The organism is Undibacterium sp. Ji49W (assembly GCF_049340205.1).
In the GTDB taxonomy this organism is placed as follows: domain Bacteria; phylum Pseudomonadota; class Gammaproteobacteria; order Burkholderiales; family Burkholderiaceae_D; genus Undibacterium.
Genome location: NZ_JBMPOW010000026.1, coordinates 42244 through 59987, shown reverse-complemented (window position 1 = coordinate 59987; position 17744 = coordinate 42244). Strand labels below are relative to the sequence as shown.

10 protein-coding genes and 1 tRNA gene are annotated in these 17744 nt (G+C 50.0%); 2 read left to right on the top strand and 9 right to left on the bottom strand.

What is annotated here, in order from left to right:
* The first annotated feature begins 128 nt into the window (after nt 1-128).
* A complete protein-coding gene (locus tag ACO0LK_RS24920; RefSeq protein ID WP_422979921.1) occupies nt 129-3569 on the top strand; it encodes a DUF2126 domain-containing protein in 3441 nt (1146 codons plus the stop codon).
* A gap of 42 nt (nt 3570-3611) precedes the next feature.
* The gene (locus ACO0LK_RS24915) at nt 3612-6131 is read left to right on the top strand and encodes a circularly permuted type 2 ATP-grasp protein (protein WP_422979919.1); all 2520 of its coding nucleotides are present in this window, start codon (nt 3612-3614) and stop codon (nt 6129-6131) included.
* A 216-nt stretch (nt 6132-6347) separates the two neighbouring features.
* On the opposite strand, the gene ACO0LK_RS24910 is transcribed toward ACO0LK_RS24915, so the two are convergent.
* The 9 genes from ACO0LK_RS24910 to ACO0LK_RS24870 form a co-directional block, all read right to left on the bottom strand.
* The gene (locus ACO0LK_RS24910; RefSeq protein ID WP_422979917.1) at nt 6348-7385 is read right to left on the bottom strand and encodes a retron St85 family RNA-directed DNA polymerase; all 1038 of its coding nucleotides are present in this window, start codon (nt 7383-7385) and stop codon (nt 6348-6350) included.
* A gap of 214 nt (nt 7386-7599) precedes the next feature.
* On the bottom strand, nt 7600-7914 hold the full coding sequence (locus ACO0LK_RS24905) for a hypothetical protein (protein ID WP_422979915.1): 315 nt from the start codon (nt 7912-7914) through the stop codon (nt 7600-7602).
* Nucleotide 7915: 1 nt separating this feature from the next.
* A complete protein-coding gene (locus ACO0LK_RS24900; RefSeq protein ID WP_422979913.1) occupies nt 7916-8770 on the bottom strand; it encodes a phosphoribosyltransferase-like protein in 855 nt (284 codons plus the stop codon).
* A gap of 126 nt (nt 8771-8896) precedes the next feature.
* Nucleotides 8897-12112, bottom strand: a complete 3216-nt coding sequence (locus ACO0LK_RS24895; protein ID WP_422979911.1) for a type I restriction endonuclease subunit R — start codon at nt 12110-12112, stop codon at nt 8897-8899.
* Between the two features lie 105 nt (nt 12113-12217).
* Nucleotides 12218-13441, bottom strand: coding sequence for a restriction endonuclease subunit S (locus ACO0LK_RS24890; protein ID WP_422979909.1), 1224 nt, complete (start codon nt 13439-13441; stop codon nt 12218-12220).
* Nucleotides 13425-14981, bottom strand: coding sequence for an N-6 DNA methylase (locus ACO0LK_RS24885; RefSeq protein ID WP_422979907.1), 1557 nt, complete (start codon nt 14979-14981; stop codon nt 13425-13427). The genes ACO0LK_RS24890 and ACO0LK_RS24885 overlap by 17 nt, the downstream gene beginning before the upstream one ends.
* A gap of 222 nt (nt 14982-15203) precedes the next feature.
* Nucleotides 15204-15280, bottom strand: a tRNA-Met gene (locus tag ACO0LK_RS24880).
* Nucleotides 15281-15532: 252 nt separating this feature from the next.
* Complete coding sequence (gene miaA, locus ACO0LK_RS24875) at nt 15533-16486, bottom strand: tRNA (adenosine(37)-N6)-dimethylallyltransferase MiaA (protein ID WP_422979905.1); 954 nt, start codon at nt 16484-16486, stop codon at nt 15533-15535.
* Entirely contained in the window at nt 16483-17703 is a 1221-nt protein-coding gene (locus ACO0LK_RS24870; protein ID WP_422979903.1) for a multidrug effflux MFS transporter, read from the bottom strand. Before ACO0LK_RS24870 ends, miaA begins: the two co-directional genes overlap by 4 nt.
* Between the last annotated feature and the right edge of the window lie 41 nt (nt 17704-17744).

Below are 17744 nucleotides of genomic sequence, written 5' to 3'. Positions count from 1 at the left end.
CAGTATAGGGGGAGCGGGGCGGGCAGAGTGCATCACACTGTGCTGGCAGTGCTGGATTTTCTTGCGCCAGTGGCATAGATCCTGCTAGATTGACAGGGTCGCCCCCTCACTCAACCAAAGGTCTCCGCATGGCAATCCGAGTCGCGCTACATCACAAAACCAGCTACCGTTATGATCGACTGGTTGCGTTATCACCGCATGAAGTGCGCCTGCGTCCTGCGCCACATGCCCGCACCCCCATCCTGTCCTATTCACTGACAGTGACGCCAGAACAGCACTTCATCAACTGGCAGCAAGACCCGTATGGCAACTATATCGGTCGCTTTGTGTTTCCCGAAAAGGCTGACCGGCTGGAATTTACGGTCGATCTGGTGGCCGACATGACGGTCATCAATCCCTTCGATTTCTTCGTCGAGAAATATGCAGAGACCTTCCCGTTTGCGTATCCGGCACAGCTCAAGGCCGAACTTGGTCCCTATTTGCAGACCGAGGCGCCCGGCGCAATGCGTCAGGAATGGGTGAAGCAGATGCGTAGCGACCTGCTCAAGGAAGCAATGGGCACCAACGATTTTCTGGTCGCCATCAATCAGCGCCTGCAAGCTGACATTGCGTATCAGTTGCGCATGGAACCCGGCGTGCAGACGCCCGAACAAACACTGGGCTTACGCGCCGGCTCTTGCCGTGACAGCGGCTGGCTGCTGGTGCAGATCTTGCGCGATGTCGGTCTGGCGGCTCGTTTTGTATCGGGTTACCTGATACAGCTACGGGCCGATCAGGAAGCACTGGATGGCCCCAGCGGCACCACCGTCGATTTCACCGACCTGCACGCATGGGCCGAAGTATATGTGCCGGGCGCTGGCTGGATAGGCCTCGACCCGACCTCCGGCATGCTGGCCAGTGAAGGCCACATTCCGCTTGCCTGTACTGCCTTGCCATCGTCAGCCGCGCCGGTCACTGGCTACACCGACAAAGCCGAAGTGACGTTTGAACATGAAATGACGATCACCCGCATCCATGAAGACCCGCGCGTGACCAAACCTTATTCAGACGCAGACTGGCAACGGATCGATCAATTGGGTGAGCAAGTCGATGCCGACCTGCGACATCAGGACGTACGCCTTACGCAGGGCGGCGAACCAACCTTTGTGTCGATCGACGACATGGATGGGGCCCAGTGGAACACCGAGGCCCACGGCGACGACAAACGCCGCCTGGCAGGCGAATTGATGCACCGTCTGAAGAACCATTTCGCACCTGGCGGCATGTTGCACTATGGCCAGGGCAAGTGGTATCCGGGCGAGCCGCTGCCGCGCTGGGCGCTGAATATCTATTGGCGTGTCGACGGCCAGCCGATGTGGCTGGATGCCAGCCTGTTCGCGGATGAACAGGTCAACGATGGCTATGGCCCACAAGACGCCGAACGCTTTGCCGCAGCACTGGCACGTGCGCTGCGCCTGCCTGCCGGCAGCCACCTGCCAGCGTATGAAGATGTAGTGCAGCAAGCCCGGCTTGAACAGACGCTACCAGCTAATCTTGATCCGCTGAACGTGGACCTGGCACAGCCCGATGAAAGACGCCGCCTGGCGCGCCTGTTGCAGACGGGTTTAGGCGCGGTGGTAGGCTATGTACTGCCGCTCAAGCCGGAACCAACCGACCAGTCGCTTGCCATCGGTACCCTATGGCGCACCTCGCGCTGGCCGCTCAAGCGCGAACATTTATATCTGCTGGATGGCGATTCGCCCATGGGCTTGCGCCTGCCGCTGAATGCGCTGCCGTGGGTAATGCCGGAAGACGAGGAACCAGTCTTCGATCGTGATCCTTTCGCGCCGCGCGATGCATTGCCACCGCCGCTGCACGACAAACAGCCTGGACTGAACGTCGCCGCTGCCAAGACTGGTCAGCACATTAAGGCAAGCCAGCAAGTTAAGGCGGATCAGCAAGCCAAGACTGGTCAGCCAGCTAAAGGCGTGCAGGGCGGTCAGGCTGCTCAGCAAACCAAGACCGATCAGCAAGCTGGTGCCGCGTCCAAACTGGCACCGCGTGACGTGATCCATACTGCGCTGTGCGTGCAGGTGCGCGTTGGCCGCTTGCACGTGTTCATGCCACCACTGACCCGGGTCGAGGATTATCTGGCGCTGGTAGCGGCAGTCGAAAGTACCGCCGCGCTGCTGAAGATGAAGCTGTGGATAGAAGGCTATCCACCGCCGCGCGACCCGCGCATCAAGTTGCTGAGCGTAACGCCAGACCCTGGCGTGATCGAGGTCAATATCCATCCGGCAGCCAGTTGGAAAGAGCTGGTCTACAACATGTCCACCTTGTATGAAGAGGCGCGCCTGTGTCGGCTAGGCACAGAAAAATTCATGGTCGATGGCCGCCATACCGGCACGGGTGGCGGCAACCATGCGACACTGGGCGGAGCCACTGCCGAAGACAGCCCTTTGCTGCGACGCCCCGATTTGTTGAAGAGCCTGATCACCTACTGGCAAAACCATCCATCGCTGTCCTACCTGTTCTCAGGCACCTTCATCGGCCCTACCAGCCAGGCACCACGGGTTGACGAAGCGCGCGACGATAATCTGTACGAACTGGCGATTGCCTTCCAGCAGATGGACCAGTTATTGCCCACGCTGCATCCGGGCGATAAGCCGTGGATGGTCGATCGCCTGTTGCGCAACTTGCTGGTAGACCTGACAGGTAATACCCACCGTGCCGAATTTTCTATCGACAAACTGTATTCGCCTGATGGGCCAACTGGCCGTCTTGGCCTGGTCGAATTCCGCGCCTTCGAAATGCCACCGCATGAACGCATGAGCCTGCTGCAAATGCTGTTGCTGCGGGCGCTTGTTGCGCGCTTCTGGCGCCAACCCTACCAGGCCAAGCTGGTGCATTGGGGCACGGCACTGCACGACCGCTGGATGTTGCCGCATATGGTGGCGCAGGATATCCGCGATGTTGCGCGCGACCTGCGCGAGTCTGGTTACGCTTTTGAAGATCACTGGTTTGACCCCTTTATTGAATTCCGCTTCCCGCGCTTTGGCACCGTGGTCTATCAGGGCGTTGAACTCGAACTGCGTCAGGCAATCGAACCATGGCATGTGCTGGGCGAAGAAATGAGTGCCGGTGGCACCGCACGCTATGTCGATTCGTCGGTCGAACGTATGCAATTGCTGGTACGTGGCCTGACGGACGGACGCCATGTGGTCGCCTGCAATGGCCGCATGTTACCCTTACATCCGACCGGCGTGCCAGGAGAATACGTGGCCGGCGTGCGCTTCCGCGCCTGGAGCCCGTGGTCAGCACTGCACCCGACCATCAAAGTGCAAGCGCCGCTGACTTTTGATCTGGTCGATAGCTGGAGCGGGCGCGCCGTGGGCGGTTGCACCTATCATGTCAGCCATCCGGGTGGCCGTGCCGAGAGTGGTTCGCCAGTCAACGCCAACGCCGCCGAGGCCCGTCGCTTTGCCCGGTTCTGGTCTTATGGACACACGCCAGGGCCGATGACCGTGCTGCGCGAAGCGCCCAATCCCAGCTTCCCGATGACGCTGGATTTGCGCTGGCAGCCGGGTTAAAAGTAAAACTAAAAATAAAAATAAACGCATAACAGGAGACGCATGGACTACACACTACTGGCGGGTTATCCGGGCACACCCGGCAGCTACGATGAAATGATGGAAGCGAGCATGCGCCCGCGCGGCCACTGGCGCGCCATGCTCGACAGTCTAGCTGGCGAACCGCCAGGCATGATGCGTCAGCGCATTGAAGTTGTGCAGCGCCAGGTACGTGAGAACGGTGTCACCTACAACGTCTACGCCGATGCCAAAGGCATGCAGCGGCCATGGGACCTGAACGTGCTGCCGCTGATCTTGCCGTATGAAGAATGGGCACAGATAGAAGCCGCAGTGGTACAGCGCGCCACCTTGCTCAATCGCATCCTGCTAGATGTCTACGGCGAGCAGCGCTTGCTGGCCGAGGGCCTGCTGCCACCCGCGCTGGTACATGGCCACGCGGGCTTTCTGCGTCCCTGCCAGGGCATACGCCATCAGGGCGACATCGCCTTGCATTTCTATGCACTGGATCTGGCGCGTGCGCCTGATGGCCGCTGGTGGGTCGTGGGTGACCGCACCCAGGCACCTTCCGGTGCTGGCTATGCGCTGGAAAACCGCGCCGTCATTGGCCGCATTTTCCCAGACATGCTGCGTGATCTCAAGGTGCGCAAGCTGGAAGGTTTTTTTGACACCATGCGCGACAGCCTGGCGCACTGGGGCAGACGCAGCGCCGGTGCCGGGCTGCGTGCGGGTGAGCCGCCATTGATGGTGCTGCTGACCCCGGGTCCGCATAACGAAACCTATTACGAACATACCTATCTGGCACGCTATCTGGGCCTGCCGCTGGTCGAAGGCGGTGACCTGACAGTGCGCAACGGCATGGTCTGGCTCAAGACCCTGTCCGGCATGCAGCGCGTACACGTCATCGTGCGCCGGGTGGATGATGATTTTTGCGATCCGCTGGAGCTGCGCGCTGACTCTGCGCTAGGCGTGGCTGGCCTCACCGACGCCGTACGGCGCGGCACCGTGCTTGTGACCAACAGTCTGGGGTCTAGCTTGCTGGAATCAGGTGCCTTGCTGGGCTTCTTGCCGTCGCTGTGCCAGCGCTTGTTAAGCGAACCGCTCAAGATGCCGTCAGTGGCGACCTGGTGGTGTGGCGAGGCAGCCGCGCTCAATACCGTAGTCAGCCGCCTCGACAGCCTTGTGATCAAACCGGCGTTTCCACAACTGCGTCAAGGCCCGGTGTTTGGCGCAGACCAGCGCGGTGAGGCCCGTGCCGCGCTGATTGGGCAACTGCGCGCCAACCCTGGCAATTATGTCGCACAAGAACTGGTGCGCCTGTCACAGGCACCAGTCTGGAAAGAAGCCCCCCGCGCCGGCTTGTACCCCTGCGCCACTGGCCTGCGTGTATACGCCTGCGCTACGCCCAAGGGCTATGTCGTCATGCCGGGCGGGTTGACCCGCGTGGCCACCGGGCCAGATGCACGTGTCATCACCATGCAGCAAGGCGGCGGCAGCAAGGATACCTGGGTCCAGGCCAGGGCCCAGCAAGACCTGCCACATCAGGAACGCAGTAATGCCGAGCGGCGCGAGCCAGTGCGCGATGACACCCACCTGTCAAGCAGGGTGGCAGAAAACCTGCACTGGTTTGGCCGCAACACCGAACGTTGCGACAATATTGCCAGGTTGCTGCGCGTCACACTTAACTTTCTTTTCCACGTCCGGCCAGATGATCGCGGTGCCGAATGGGCAGCCATGACCGGCCTGTGCCAATGGTACTGGCTGATCGCACCGCCCGAACCAACTGACGTCACCGCTGAACCGGTGCAGCCAGCCGCCATGCTGACCGACGCCCAAATCGAATCCGCGCTGCTGCGTGCCGTGGTGTCACCGGATGTGCCGGGGCTGGTGCAGCAACAGCAGCAACTGTACCGCTGCGCCAGCCAGTTGCGCGAACGCATTTCGCTCGATAACTGGCGTGCAATCAGCAAGATGCGGCAAGACAGCCCCGTCGAAGAACAACCATCCCAGGCCGAAGCAATGCGCCGCCTGGACGACGCCACCGAAGCCGCCATGCTGATGTCCGGCTATGCAATGGATGGCATGAGCCGCGATCTGGGCTGGCGCTTCCTGTCGCTAGGGCGGCGGCTGGAACGACTACAATTCCAGTGCCAGATATTACGGCGCGGACTGGCCATGGATGGTGGCGACCTGGAGTGGATGTTGCTGCTGTCAGACAGCATCATCACCTACCGCGCGCGCTACCAGGCCCGGCCAGAATGGTTGCCTTTACTTGATCTGCTACTGCTGGATGAAAGCAATACCCGCTCCATCGTCTTCCAGGTCGATGGCATCCTCAAGACCTTGCAACAAATGGCACCCGGTCGCGGCCCGGCCGGCACCGAACAACTGGCAGCACTGGCCGATGAATTACAGGCGCTGACACCAGAAGCAGACCTGGTCGGCGGCAGCCTCTACCTGGCCGACTTGCTGCAACGCCTGATCCAGGCCAGCGAAACTTTGTCGGAACAGATAGGTGTGCAGTTTTTTAGTCATACGGGGAAAGCGGCGGGGGAGGGGGATTAGCAGCCCTCTTTTTTCATTGTCTCGCCTGAAGCAGGACATGTTGGACTTGTACTACCGACCCCAGCATTGTGAGTCAGAAATAGGGTGTTACTAATCTATATTAGTCAATGAATTACAACGCTTGCCAAACTTCATTTGCAATGTAACTCACAGTCAAGTGTAGTGAGTCACGAACTAGATTTTCTATGGCACAAGTTTGACACAATAATTTCAACTTTAAACAAACGACAATTGGCTATTCCTAATTTCATGTAAAACAGAAATTGCTTTCTCTGCATCTCTATCGTTAGGATTTATGAAGCGTATAAATGTCGCCTCTCCCAACAAATGAAGCAAGTAGTTCGCGCGACATTCATTTAATCTGGCGACATGATTATCTAAGCCAAAGCGCTCAATGAAATAGACGGCCTGTCTTAAGCTTCTGCGAACTTCTCGTGGAATCTGTAGTTTTCTATTAACAACTATGCCAGTAACTTGTTGCCTTTCGTGGCTCCGCATTAATCTAGTTTTATTGTCATTTAATCTAAAACCCAGAGTCGATAATGCTGATCGTGTGAAATTGATAATTTCGCTTACTACGAACTGACCAGAAAATGTTAAATCATCAGCGTATCGTGTATATCTAACGTCTTTGTTTATACAATATGTAGCTATCTGGCGGTCTAGTGCTAGAAACACCAAATTTGAAAGTGCCGCACTAGTTGGAGCACCTTGAGGCAAACTTCCGTTGAGTGTACAGAGTCTCGTAAGGAAATAACAAACTTTCGGGCTGTAACCCGCGCCCTTAAAAAATGAGTTGATACGTGCACTTGAAATAGATGGGAAAAAATCTTTTATATCTAAAGTCAAAACCATCGGCTTATTGCGATGAAACTTTGCATTATCCTTGATTGATCGACCAGGTACAAATGCTTTTGCAAAAGGGCTTGGCTCTAATCGGTAAAGAATGTTTTCAAGAATCCAACGTTGGACCAGCTTTAGATTTGGTAGCGGCTCATCAATTTGACGTTCACCGCCAGAGTTTTTTTTTACGCTAAAAGAACGATAAAATTTGTTAGGATCGTAGGAAACAAATCTTAAATATGATTCATCCAAACCAACAAGTGATGCAAGGTGTTCAAGCGAATATATTATTGGTAGATTCTGTTCGTGCAAGCGATGTGCATACTTCAAACATCGTTCAGTATAAGAACTATCGTAACCGTTACTCTCAGCGTAACGTTCAAATTCTGACTTATATAAGTTCCAGTCCATACGCCCATTCATAAAAAGTGACCCTGACACCACCAGTTTCGCGTATTTCATACTTAACAGAGCGTGCTTTTCGCTCTGTTAAGTTGCCGCAAGGCATTGAGATCTGGCCTAGCTGTCTCCCGACGGCGCGGGGCAGATCTCAACTGGCTTGAAAGTAAGTTCGTCCTAGAGCGTCGAATCGCCGCTCCCGTGGTTTTCACCACTTAGTCTAGTGTCAGGGTCCCAAAAACTTTGAATCTTTAAGTTTTGGTAAGTATATCCTATCGACTGGAACTTGGGGAATGACATAACTTTCGTCTGGGAACACCCATTTTCCGTTTCCTCCGTACTTATTTGAGGAACCTGAAAGAATTGCCAAACCCTTATCAGTCAATTGAAAACTATTCTGATCTTTTTGAATGAGTCCATCTCGAAGGATTTCACCAAACAAAATTGAAATTTGCGAAAACGTAAGGCCTTGACGCAAGAGAAAACTGGAGTCTGCCCCCTCTTGAATTAGTTTCAACAACATATTGGTATGTTTGCTCATATTATTTTCTAGGAAATGGTGCTGGCCAGTCTAATTTACCAACCTTTTTTTTTGTGCACCAATACATTGGGAAAGTATTGTCCGGAGTCCGAATCATAGTTACTAGAGCCTCTGATTCCTTGTATCCACGAACATAATCAGGGCCTACATCAAGATCAGCAGCAATACTATCAACTATCGCGTAGGACTCTGCTTTATTGTGTAAGTCCAAATTTTCCTCTATGCCTTTGGTGACCACATCTGCAGATATCACGTCTATTCGATATTTTGCGAGATATTGAATCGCATGTCGCATAGCAACTAACGAAACCACAAGTAACTTATCATTTTTGCGTAGAAAGTCCATAACTTTCCAAGCTGAATTTTTCGCTGTGTCACCTGAACCGATAAAATCATCTAAGAGTATTACCAAAATATTTTCCTTACCTTCGATACAGTTGCTTATCATATCAAGGCTTACAAGCTGAGTTATCTTCAAATCGTTTAATTTCGGATTTAATGGTGCTGCAACATGCCTCGCAATATAGGGTAAGAGGTGCCCGCTTTTTGCCACACCTCTTTTGTCATCGGATGGATTAATGAGGGGCGCGAAAATTAGGTGGCCGATGCCATCCACGTGAGAATCATCGAGCTTCGACAATGCATCTATGAGAAGGCTTTGATAGTTTGTAAATGAATAAACGGAATATGAACTCGTTAGATTTAGAACAAATTCTTGCGATGAAACAGGTAACTGTCTAAGCATTTCACAAAATGACTCAAATGAAGCATTTTTTTCATCTGTAGTTGGGAATTCCCATTTTTTCGAATCCCAAAGTTGAGTTGCTCTGCCCAACATATCTAGTCCCAAGCTCATTGCTCTCCTCTCAAGTTCACCTCAGCGCAAAAAAAAGACATTACCATTTCGAAGTCCTCAATGTTCAATCACAAAGAATCTCTAAGATGGACCAAGTTCCCCTTACTGCTGTAAATCATGGTCGGCTCATTTTACAGTCTGATTCTTCTTAAAATTTTCCGCTTGCTCAAAAATTTCAACGTACACTTCATCTCGCTCGACCGGTGGATAGCCAAACTCATCAAGCAAAAGAATCAGGCCTACCTTCAAAGCAGATTTGATGTCATCTCTCTTGTTCCAATCGGGGAACTTAGCTTGTCCATCAACTAAATCTTTAACTGCTTTCGCTAGTTCAATTAAACGGTTTTCGGGGTATTTGAAGTCATACTTCGCGCAGAGTTCTTTGAGAATGTCGTAAAACGCCTTTTCTTCAAAATTAATACCTAAGCTATCACCCGCGGCAAATTCCTTGTGCACTTCCAAGATCAACTTGGTAAGTTGTTCGGCCATTTCTTCATAAACTTCACTACGTAAAATATCACTTTCATCGCGTTCGTTATATTTCTCGACGAGAGCCTGCATTTTTTTTGAAAAGTCAGTGCCTTTAACCTTATTGACCTTTTTCATTTCCCCAATAACTTTTGCAAGCAATTGTTGAAGCAACTTGATCTTCGTATTTGGCAATTTGATCTTATCGATCTTCGCCAAGTAATCTTCGTCAAATAAGTCTTGTTCAGTTTCGTTGTCATCGCCCAGTTTAAAGATTTCTTGCACACCGTCACTTTGCAAGGCATCTTTTATCATTTCTCTCACTTTGACATTCATCTGCGCCGTATCAGGCGCATTGCCCTTAGTCAGTTTGAACACAATTGATCGCACTGCAAGATAGAAGTGGGTAGTATCACGTTCTAGCTGAGTTAATTTCTCACTGCCTGCGCAGATATCATAGGCTGCCTTCAAACGCTTCACCAAGCCCATAAATCGGGTCTCAATATCTTTGGTCTGTTGCGCAAACTCCGCTGCTAAATTCAAAGTATTTAATTGCTGAAGTTCAGTGCCACTGAAATATTTGCTACTGTCAAACTTGTGGAACAGCTTCTCTAAAAGATCCAGGTGATTTCTGACGATGATTAAGGACTCAGCAATATCCTCAAAATTATCTTTGTCTCCTTTACCGTATATGGCCAGAGCCAAATTCATTTGTTTTTTGATGCCAATATAATCGACAACTAGTCCTTTGTTTTTGCCTTCAAATTTACGGTTTACCCGTGAAATTGTCTGAATGAGATTATGCTGTTTAATTGGCTTATCGATATAAATGCTGTCCAAGAACGGCACATCGAAGCCAGTCAACCACATATCAACAACAATAGCGATTTTGAAGTTGGAATTTTCGTTTTTAAACTCGGCGTCTAGCGTCTTGCGGTGATCGGAAGTCCCCAACAGTTTATAGAGAATTTCATCGTCATCTTTACCTCTGGTCATGATCATCTTGATCCGCTCCATTGGCTTTATTTTTTGTTTCTCTTCTTCAGTTAATTCTACATCGTCCGCAGCAACTTTGATTTCGTTCCATTCAGGGCGTAATTTAATTATTCTCTTATAGAGGTCGTAGGCAATTTCACGGCTACTACAAACAAACATTGCCTTGCCCTTTACGGTCGCACCTTCTGCTATCCTATTTTCATAATGCGCTACAAAGTCTTCTGCAACAGCTTGCAGTCGTTTTGGATCACCCAAGATGGCATTCATCTTCGCCGATTCATCTTTACTTTGCTCAATTTGATATTGATTCGCACCAGCATCCGCGGCTTCTTGGTAATACGCCTCGATCTTCTCTAATTCAGTATTATTCAACGCGATTTTAGCGGCTCGGCCCTCGTACACAATTCTGACTGTGATCTCATCTTTGACCGATTCAGTCATGGTATAGGCATCGACAACTTTGCCGAACACATCTAATGTGGCATCGATAGGTGTTCCAGTAAATCCAACGAAAGTCGCGTTCGGCAAAGAATCATGCAGGTACTTTGCGAAGCCAAATGTTTTAGTCACGCCTTTTTCAGTGATTTTTATTTTTTGGTCTAAGTTAATCTGACTACGGTGCGCCTCATCTGAAATACAAATTACATTATTTCTGTCAGTAAGTAATTGCGCATCTTCGGTGAATTTATGGATAGTCGTCAAAAACACGCCACCGCTTTGGCGCCCCTGAATCAATTCACGTAATTTGGCGCGGCTCTCGACACTAACAATCGTACTGTCTCCAATAAACTTCTTGGCGTTAGTGAACTCCCCCGCCAATTGATCATCCAAATCAGTGCGATCAGTAATCATCACGATTGTAGGACTAGCAAAATGCTCACTCTTCATCAGAAGCCGCGCGAGATAAAGCATCGTAAAACTCTTACCGCAACCGGTCGCACCGAAATATGTGCCACCTTTGCCATCACCTTCTGGCTTTTGAGCTAGCTTGACATGGTCGAACAGGCGCTTGGCAGCATAGTATTGCGGATAGCGGCAAACGATCTTTTCGTTCTTTTTAGAAGAGTCGGGAATGTAAATAAAGTTTCGGATAATATCGCGTAAACGGTTCTGATTGAGCATGCCTTGCACCAAGGTATACATGCTGCCGATACCATCGACATCTTTAGCCAAGCCTGCTACGCGACGCCATGCATAAAAAAATTCGTAAGGCGCAAAAAAAGAACCTGCTTTGTTATTAACACCATCGCTAATCACACAAAAAGCATTGTATTTAAATAGTTCAGGAATGTCTCTGCGATACCGTACTGTCAATTGGGTAAAGGCGTCGAAAAGTGTTGCTTCTTCACGTATTGCACTTTTGAATTCGAATACCACCAGCGGCAGACCATTAATGTAAATAATACCATCTGGAATGCGTTTTTCTGATCCAAGAATTTCTAGTTGATTAACGAATTTATAGACGTTGCAATCGGCTTGGTATTCTGTCAAATCTTGCGCAACATGCACAGTGTCTAAATCCGGGGCAGCAAGCTGAGCCTCTAAGCCACTGTAATCAATAAGCTCAATGTGGATGTCTTTTTGATTGCGATCTTCACGTTTCAAAATAAAGCCGTCGCTCAACCAACGCAGAATCGTTTTATTACTCTCATACAAATCACTGGCAGGCAAATTTCTCAGTTGCAGAATAATCGATTTGGCTTCCGTCACGGTGAGTTGTTGATCAGCATACTTGCTTAATAAGTAATTGAGCAAATCTTCCTCAATCAACACCTCATCCAAGGCTCGGCTGATGCCATTGCCCAATTGATGTGGAAATTTTTCATTTTCCAGCAAGGCAATAAAAGCCTTCTCTAATTTTTCTTCGGTAAATTTCATGTGCGGGATGGTCCCAGTTGTTTGATACCGCGCTCAAGCAGCCCTTCAATCTTGATCTTGCCGTCTTTATTCTGATAGAGAAGGATGTCGCTGTTGTTCATAGACTTAGTTTTCTATGGCGGCGATTTTGGAGAGAAGGATGTTTTTCAATTCATTCAGTTTTATGTTCTCTTTTTCTATATGTTCACAATGATTGATAACTTGAACGAAGGGATGCTTTTTTAGAACATCGCTAGTTGGCTTCAGTATTCGAATATTTTCAATTAGTTCTTTGCTTAAGTTTGGTTGCGCTCCTCCATTGGCCAAACTTGCGATTCTTTCTTGATTCACCCTTAAAAAATAGTAGAGAAGACCCGAAAGATTTTCGTCCTCGCAGCTGATTGCGCAGCACGCCTGATTAACCGTTGCTTCAAATCTGAGATAACCGCTTTGTCCTTTGGTTTTTCCTTCTCCATACATAGCGACTAACACCGTGTTAATGGGAAGAAGTTTGGCTGAGCTATTTTGCATTCCCAAAGTAGATATGTATTCCTCTGAACTGACTAGAACTTTATTCGCGATTTCACCTGTTTTTAGCCAAGGTATATCTTTGCTACCCCAGTAGCTTATTTCGTCTCGGCTTGGTGTTCCGCCAGATCTAATTTTTAGAGAAAAGTCTTTAATACTCACATTTTTCCATCTCTCTGGAATTTCCATTTCTAAGTCTTTGTCAAAGACCATCTCCCCGCCATTGCTCTTATATGGTTTTCCGTTTACATCAGGAAATTCAAAATCCACAAACCATTGCTTGTAAATTGCCTGCGCAGTTTCTTCCAGCTTTTGTATTAGTTGCTGATTTAGGATGATGCGATTTTGGATGTTTTTGTATTCTTTGACGATTTCTTTTTGTTTAGTGATGGATGGCACTGGCAAGAGAGTGTTACGCATCGACTCCCAATCAAATAGTTCACGTGCGCTACCATGACTCATGAATCTGGCATACCGATCAAACTCAGGCCTTCGAAACCACATCATTAAATACTCTGGTAGGAGTTCGTTAGTATCGATTATTTCGAAAGAAGAATAAGCCTGCGAAATAATCGCCTGCTCAACTTCCTCGAGCAAGGCCACGGAAATTTTGTCACCGTTTCGCGAGGTGACTGGTCCATAAGCAAATTGATTTTTTTTGATGATTTTGTAGGTGGACATATCCGTGCCAATAGTATTGGCAATGGAAGGAATAAATTTCTTTTGAATGCTGACGCCCAACAGCAATGTGACTGATTCTTCAGCGTCGCGAATATCCACTTCGCGAATGTAATTACCTAAAGGCTTATAGTTTGATCTCATAGCCTAACTCTTTAAATACACTCAGCAAGTCAATTTTTGAATTCATTTCGGCTTTAAGCATTTCTGCGAATTCTTTCTGTAAGCCTCGCATTTTTTCATCAAAGTCGATATTTTCATCTCGGTTGATAAAAGCAATGTATTTGCTTGGGACGAGAGAGAAATCTTTTTTGATGACTTCATCAAGTTGAGCTGCGTAACAGAACTCGGGAATGTTTTCTATCGTTGCACTTTGCCATTGATGATATGTACTTGCGATTTGTCGAATGTTTTCGTCGGAAAACTGTGTAAATTTCTTTTCAAATGGTTCCCCCATTTGACGCAAATCCATAAACAATATTTCGCTTTCACGATTACGGTATTTGCGTTGCTCATCGCCTATATTCTTGGTTTGGGCTTTTTTGTTTTTATTCAAAATCCAAAGCGTAACGCTGATGTCAGTGGTGTAGAACAAATTTCGTGGCAGCACCAAAATTGCTTCCACTAAATTATTCTCTATCAGTTTTCTGCGGATTTTGTATTCTTCGCCACCACCACTGAGCGCACCATTCGCAAGGATAAATCCCGCCACGCCATTGTCAGAAAGTTTGCTAACCATGTTGAGAATCCATGCATAGTTGGCATTGCTCTTGGGTGGCACTTCGTAGCCACGCCAGCGCGGATCGTCTTTCAATTCATTTTCTGCACGCCAGTCTTTTTGGTTGAATGGCGGATTGGCCATGATGTAATCGGCCTTGAGATCTTTGTGCTGATCGTCAGCAAAGGTATCAGCGGCTTTCTCACCCAAGTTGCCGCTAATGCCTCGAATGGCAAGGTTCATCTTGGCGAGCTTGTAAGTAGTGTTGGTGTACTCCTGCCCGTAAATCGAGACCTCTTTTTTATTGCCGTGATGGTTTTCGATAAACTTCATCGATTGCACAAACATACCGCCTGAACCGCAAGCGGGATCATAGATGATGCCCTTGTACGGCTCGATCATTTCGGCGATGAGGTTGACGATGCTCTTAGGCGTATAAAACTCGCCTTTGCCTTTGCCCTCGGCTAACGCAAATTTGGAAAGGAAATATTCATATACTCGGCCTACGATATCCTGTGCTTTGTCTTTAAGAGTATCAATATCGTTGATGGTGTCGAGCAGCGACGCAAGCTTGGTGATATCCAAACCTAGACGCGAAAAGTAATTATCTGGTAACGCACCTTTTAGGGCTTTGTTATTCTTCTCTATGTGATGCAAGGCGGTATCAATTTTCAACGCAATATCGTTTTGCTTGGCATTCTTGATGATGTAGCTCCAACGACTCTCTTCATCTAAAAAGAAAACGTTGGCCTGATTATAGAACTCAGCTATCTCAATATATTTTTCCTGCTTTTTCGCGATCAGAGATTTGCGGTGTTCTTCAAACTTATCACTGGCGAATTTCAGAAATATAAGACCAAGAACCACATGCTTATATTCAGCGGGCTCCACACTGCCTCGCAGCTTGTTAGCTGATTCCCATAGCGTTTCTTCAATGCTCTTTTGTTTAACTTCTTTTTTCGCCATGATTTTTTTGTGTCTAAATTAAGTAAGAATTTTATTTTTTAGTAAGTGTGATTTTAATACAAAGCAACTTATTTCTTTGGCAATCTTGAATAAAGGTGCAAAATAACTTTTACTGTGAGTAAAGCCAAAGGGCATAAAAGCGTGCAGACAACAAAAAACCCGCTTCAGCACTGGGCAGGAAGCGGGTTCTTGTATTCCAAAGAACTTCTTTGGACATATATCTGGTGGTGATAGGTGGACTTGAACCACCGACCCCAGCATTATGAGTGCTGTGCTCTAACCAACTGAGCTATATCACCAAGAAGCCTGCGATTATGTCAGCTTGGGCTTGGGGTGTCAATACTTTGGGCTGTATTTTGCTGGAAATCGCCCCTGTTTTGGCATAAAAAGCAATGGTTTTTGCAGTTTTGTCGGGTTTCTGCCAGGCGTTGGGTGGGGCTTGTTGCCTGGCTTTGGGCTGCGTTGGTGACTTTTTAGTGGCTTTTTTAGTGGCTATTAAGTAGCGGTTTTTTTGGGGTTTAGTGTCTGTATGGCGAAGATGTGGTGCTAGCTTATGGTGTCAACGCCTGCCGTACGCTGTCCATGATCTGCGCCTGGGCGTCGGCTGCCAGGCAGTCGATGATGATTCGGTTTGGCATGGATCTTAGCCAGGTGACCTGGCGTTTGGCCAGTTGGCGGGTGGCGATGATGCCTAGCTCGCGCATTTCTGCCAGGGTGGTTTGCCCATCCAGATAATCCCAGGCCTGGCGGTAGCCTACGCAGCGTATGGATGGCAGGTTGGCGTGCAGGTCTGGCCTTTGTTTGAGGGCTTTTACTTCATCAATAAAACCTTGCTTGAGCATGGTGTCAAAACGCAGGGCGATGCGTTGGTGCAGCACGCTGCGGTCGGATGGTTCCAGTGAGATGGAGTGCATGTCGAACGGTGGGGCGGCGCGTTCTTGTTTGGCCAGCAGGGCGGACATGGGCTGGCCGGTGATGGCGATGATTTCCAGCGCGCGTTGTATGCGCTGGCTGTCTTGTGGCTTTAGCCTTGCTGCGGTTTCCGGGTCCAGCGTTGCCAGTCTGGCGTGCAGGCCGCTTATGCCTATGCGGGCGGCTTCTGCATCCAGTTCTGCACGTATGGCGGGGTCGGCACCGGGCAGGTCGTCCAGGCCATCCATCAGGGCTTTGAAATACATCATGGTGCCGCCCACCAGCAGGGGCAGCTTGCCTCTGGCCTGTATGTCGCTGACCAGTCTTTGCGTGTCTTTGCGAAACTGGGCGACGGAGTACGATTCTGCCGGGTCGATGATGTCGATCAGGTGGTGTGGTACGGCGGCCAGTTCTTCGGCGATGGGCTTGGCTGTGCCTATGTTCATGTCGCGGTACACCAGGGCAGAATCAACAGAGATGATTTCTGCCGGATAGTGGCGCGCAATTTCCAGCGCAGCGGCGGTTTTGCCTGAGGCGGTAGGCCCCATGATGGCGATGACTTTATTCGTCAGGATAGTGGTGTGGGTATTCATACGGTGTGTTCTGCCGGGATCATGGCGGGTAAGACGCGTGCCGCGATAAAGATCAGGCTGCCCATGCTAAAGGCGATGATGGCTAATGGGTAGACCGTGCCATTATGCGTGCCACCGACAATAGTGCCAACGATAAAGGCCACCAGCATGTATAGCGCGCCCATCAGCCCCGCAGCAGTGCCAGCCTGTTGCGGAAAAGGCGAGACAGAATTGGATTGCGAAATAGGGAAGTTGATACCATGCGCACCCATGGTCATGAACATGACGGGCGGTATCATGGCCCAGTGCTGCATGCCTGCCAGCACCATCGCCAGGAAAATTGCACCCGCAGCTAAAGACAGGCTGCTGCCTATGCGCAAGGTGAGCTTGGTGCCGAAGCGTGCATGCAGGCGACGGCACACCACGGTGCCACTTAAGTAACCTGAAACGCCAAAAGCAAAACAGTAACCAAACCAGCCGGTGGGCAGGGCCAGTACCTTGATCAATACAAACGATGCGCCAGAGATAAACGCAAAGATGGACCCATACGACAAAGCCCCCGGCAAGGCATAGGCCCAAAACAGCGGCGAGCCCAGTACGATGCGGTAATTGCGGGCCAGGCCAGACAGTTCAGTGGCCTTGGGGTCTTTGTACAAATTGGTTTCTGGCAGGCGTGCAATGACCATGATCAGCAGTGCGGCTGCCAGCATTGCATGCACCGCAAAGGCGGCGCGCCAGCCCAGGTGCACCTGCAAAAATGAGCCCAGTATTGGCCCCAGCAAGGGCGCGGCAGATACCCAACTGCTGGCCTTGGAGATAACCCTGACACTGTCTTGCGGCGCATAGGCATCGCGCACGATGGCCCGGGCGATGATGACGGCAGAGCAGCAGCCCAGTGCCTGCAAAAAGCGCGCAAAGATCAGCATGCCTATGCTTTGTGATGCACCACACAGCAGGCTGGCCAGCAAATACAGGCTCAGGCCAGCGATGACCACAGGGCGACGGCCATACCTGTCAGACAGCGGGCCTATCACCAGTTGCGCGCCACCAAAGCCAGCCACAAACAATGACAGCGTCAGTTGCACGGTGGAAGCCGGCACGGCAAACACCGTGGCCAGGCTGGGCAGGGATGCCAGGTACAGGTCAGTGGACAGCGGTTGCAGCATCAGGAAGACTGCTATCAGAAAAAATAGCGGCGCTGCCTGAAAGCCGGGTATGGCCTGGGCTGGTTCAGTCATGGTGTGGCAGGGTGTTGGTCATGGAATCACGGGGCCATGCT

Coding starts and splice junctions, on each gene's coding strand:
- ACO0LK_RS24920 (WP_422979921.1), top strand. CDS start 129: ATGGCAATCCGAGTCGCGCTACATCACAAAACCAGCTACCGTTATGAT.
- ACO0LK_RS24915 (WP_422979919.1), top strand. CDS start 3,612: ATGGACTACACACTACTGGCGGGTTATCCGGGCACACCCGGCAGCTAC.
- ACO0LK_RS24910 (WP_422979917.1), bottom strand. CDS start 7,385: ATGGACTGGAACTTATATAAGTCAGAATTTGAACGTTACGCTGAGAGT.
- ACO0LK_RS24905 (WP_422979915.1), bottom strand. CDS start 7,914: ATGAGCAAACATACCAATATGTTGTTGAAACTAATTCAAGAGGGGGCA.
- ACO0LK_RS24900 (WP_422979913.1), bottom strand. CDS start 8,770: ATGAGCTTGGGACTAGATATGTTGGGCAGAGCAACTCAACTTTGGGAT.
- ACO0LK_RS24895 (WP_422979911.1), bottom strand. CDS start 12,112: ATGAAATTTACCGAAGAAAAATTAGAGAAGGCTTTTATTGCCTTGCTG.
- ACO0LK_RS24890 (WP_422979909.1), bottom strand. CDS start 13,441: ATGAGATCAAACTATAAGCCTTTAGGTAATTACATTCGCGAAGTGGAT.
- ACO0LK_RS24885 (WP_422979907.1), bottom strand. CDS start 14,981: ATGGCGAAAAAAGAAGTTAAACAAAAGAGCATTGAAGAAACGCTATGG.
- miaA (WP_422979905.1), bottom strand. CDS start 16,486: ATGAATACCCACACCACTATCCTGACGAATAAAGTCATCGCCATCATG.
- ACO0LK_RS24870 (WP_422979903.1), bottom strand. CDS start 17,703: ATGACTGAACCAGCCCAGGCCATACCCGGCTTTCAGGCAGCGCCGCTA.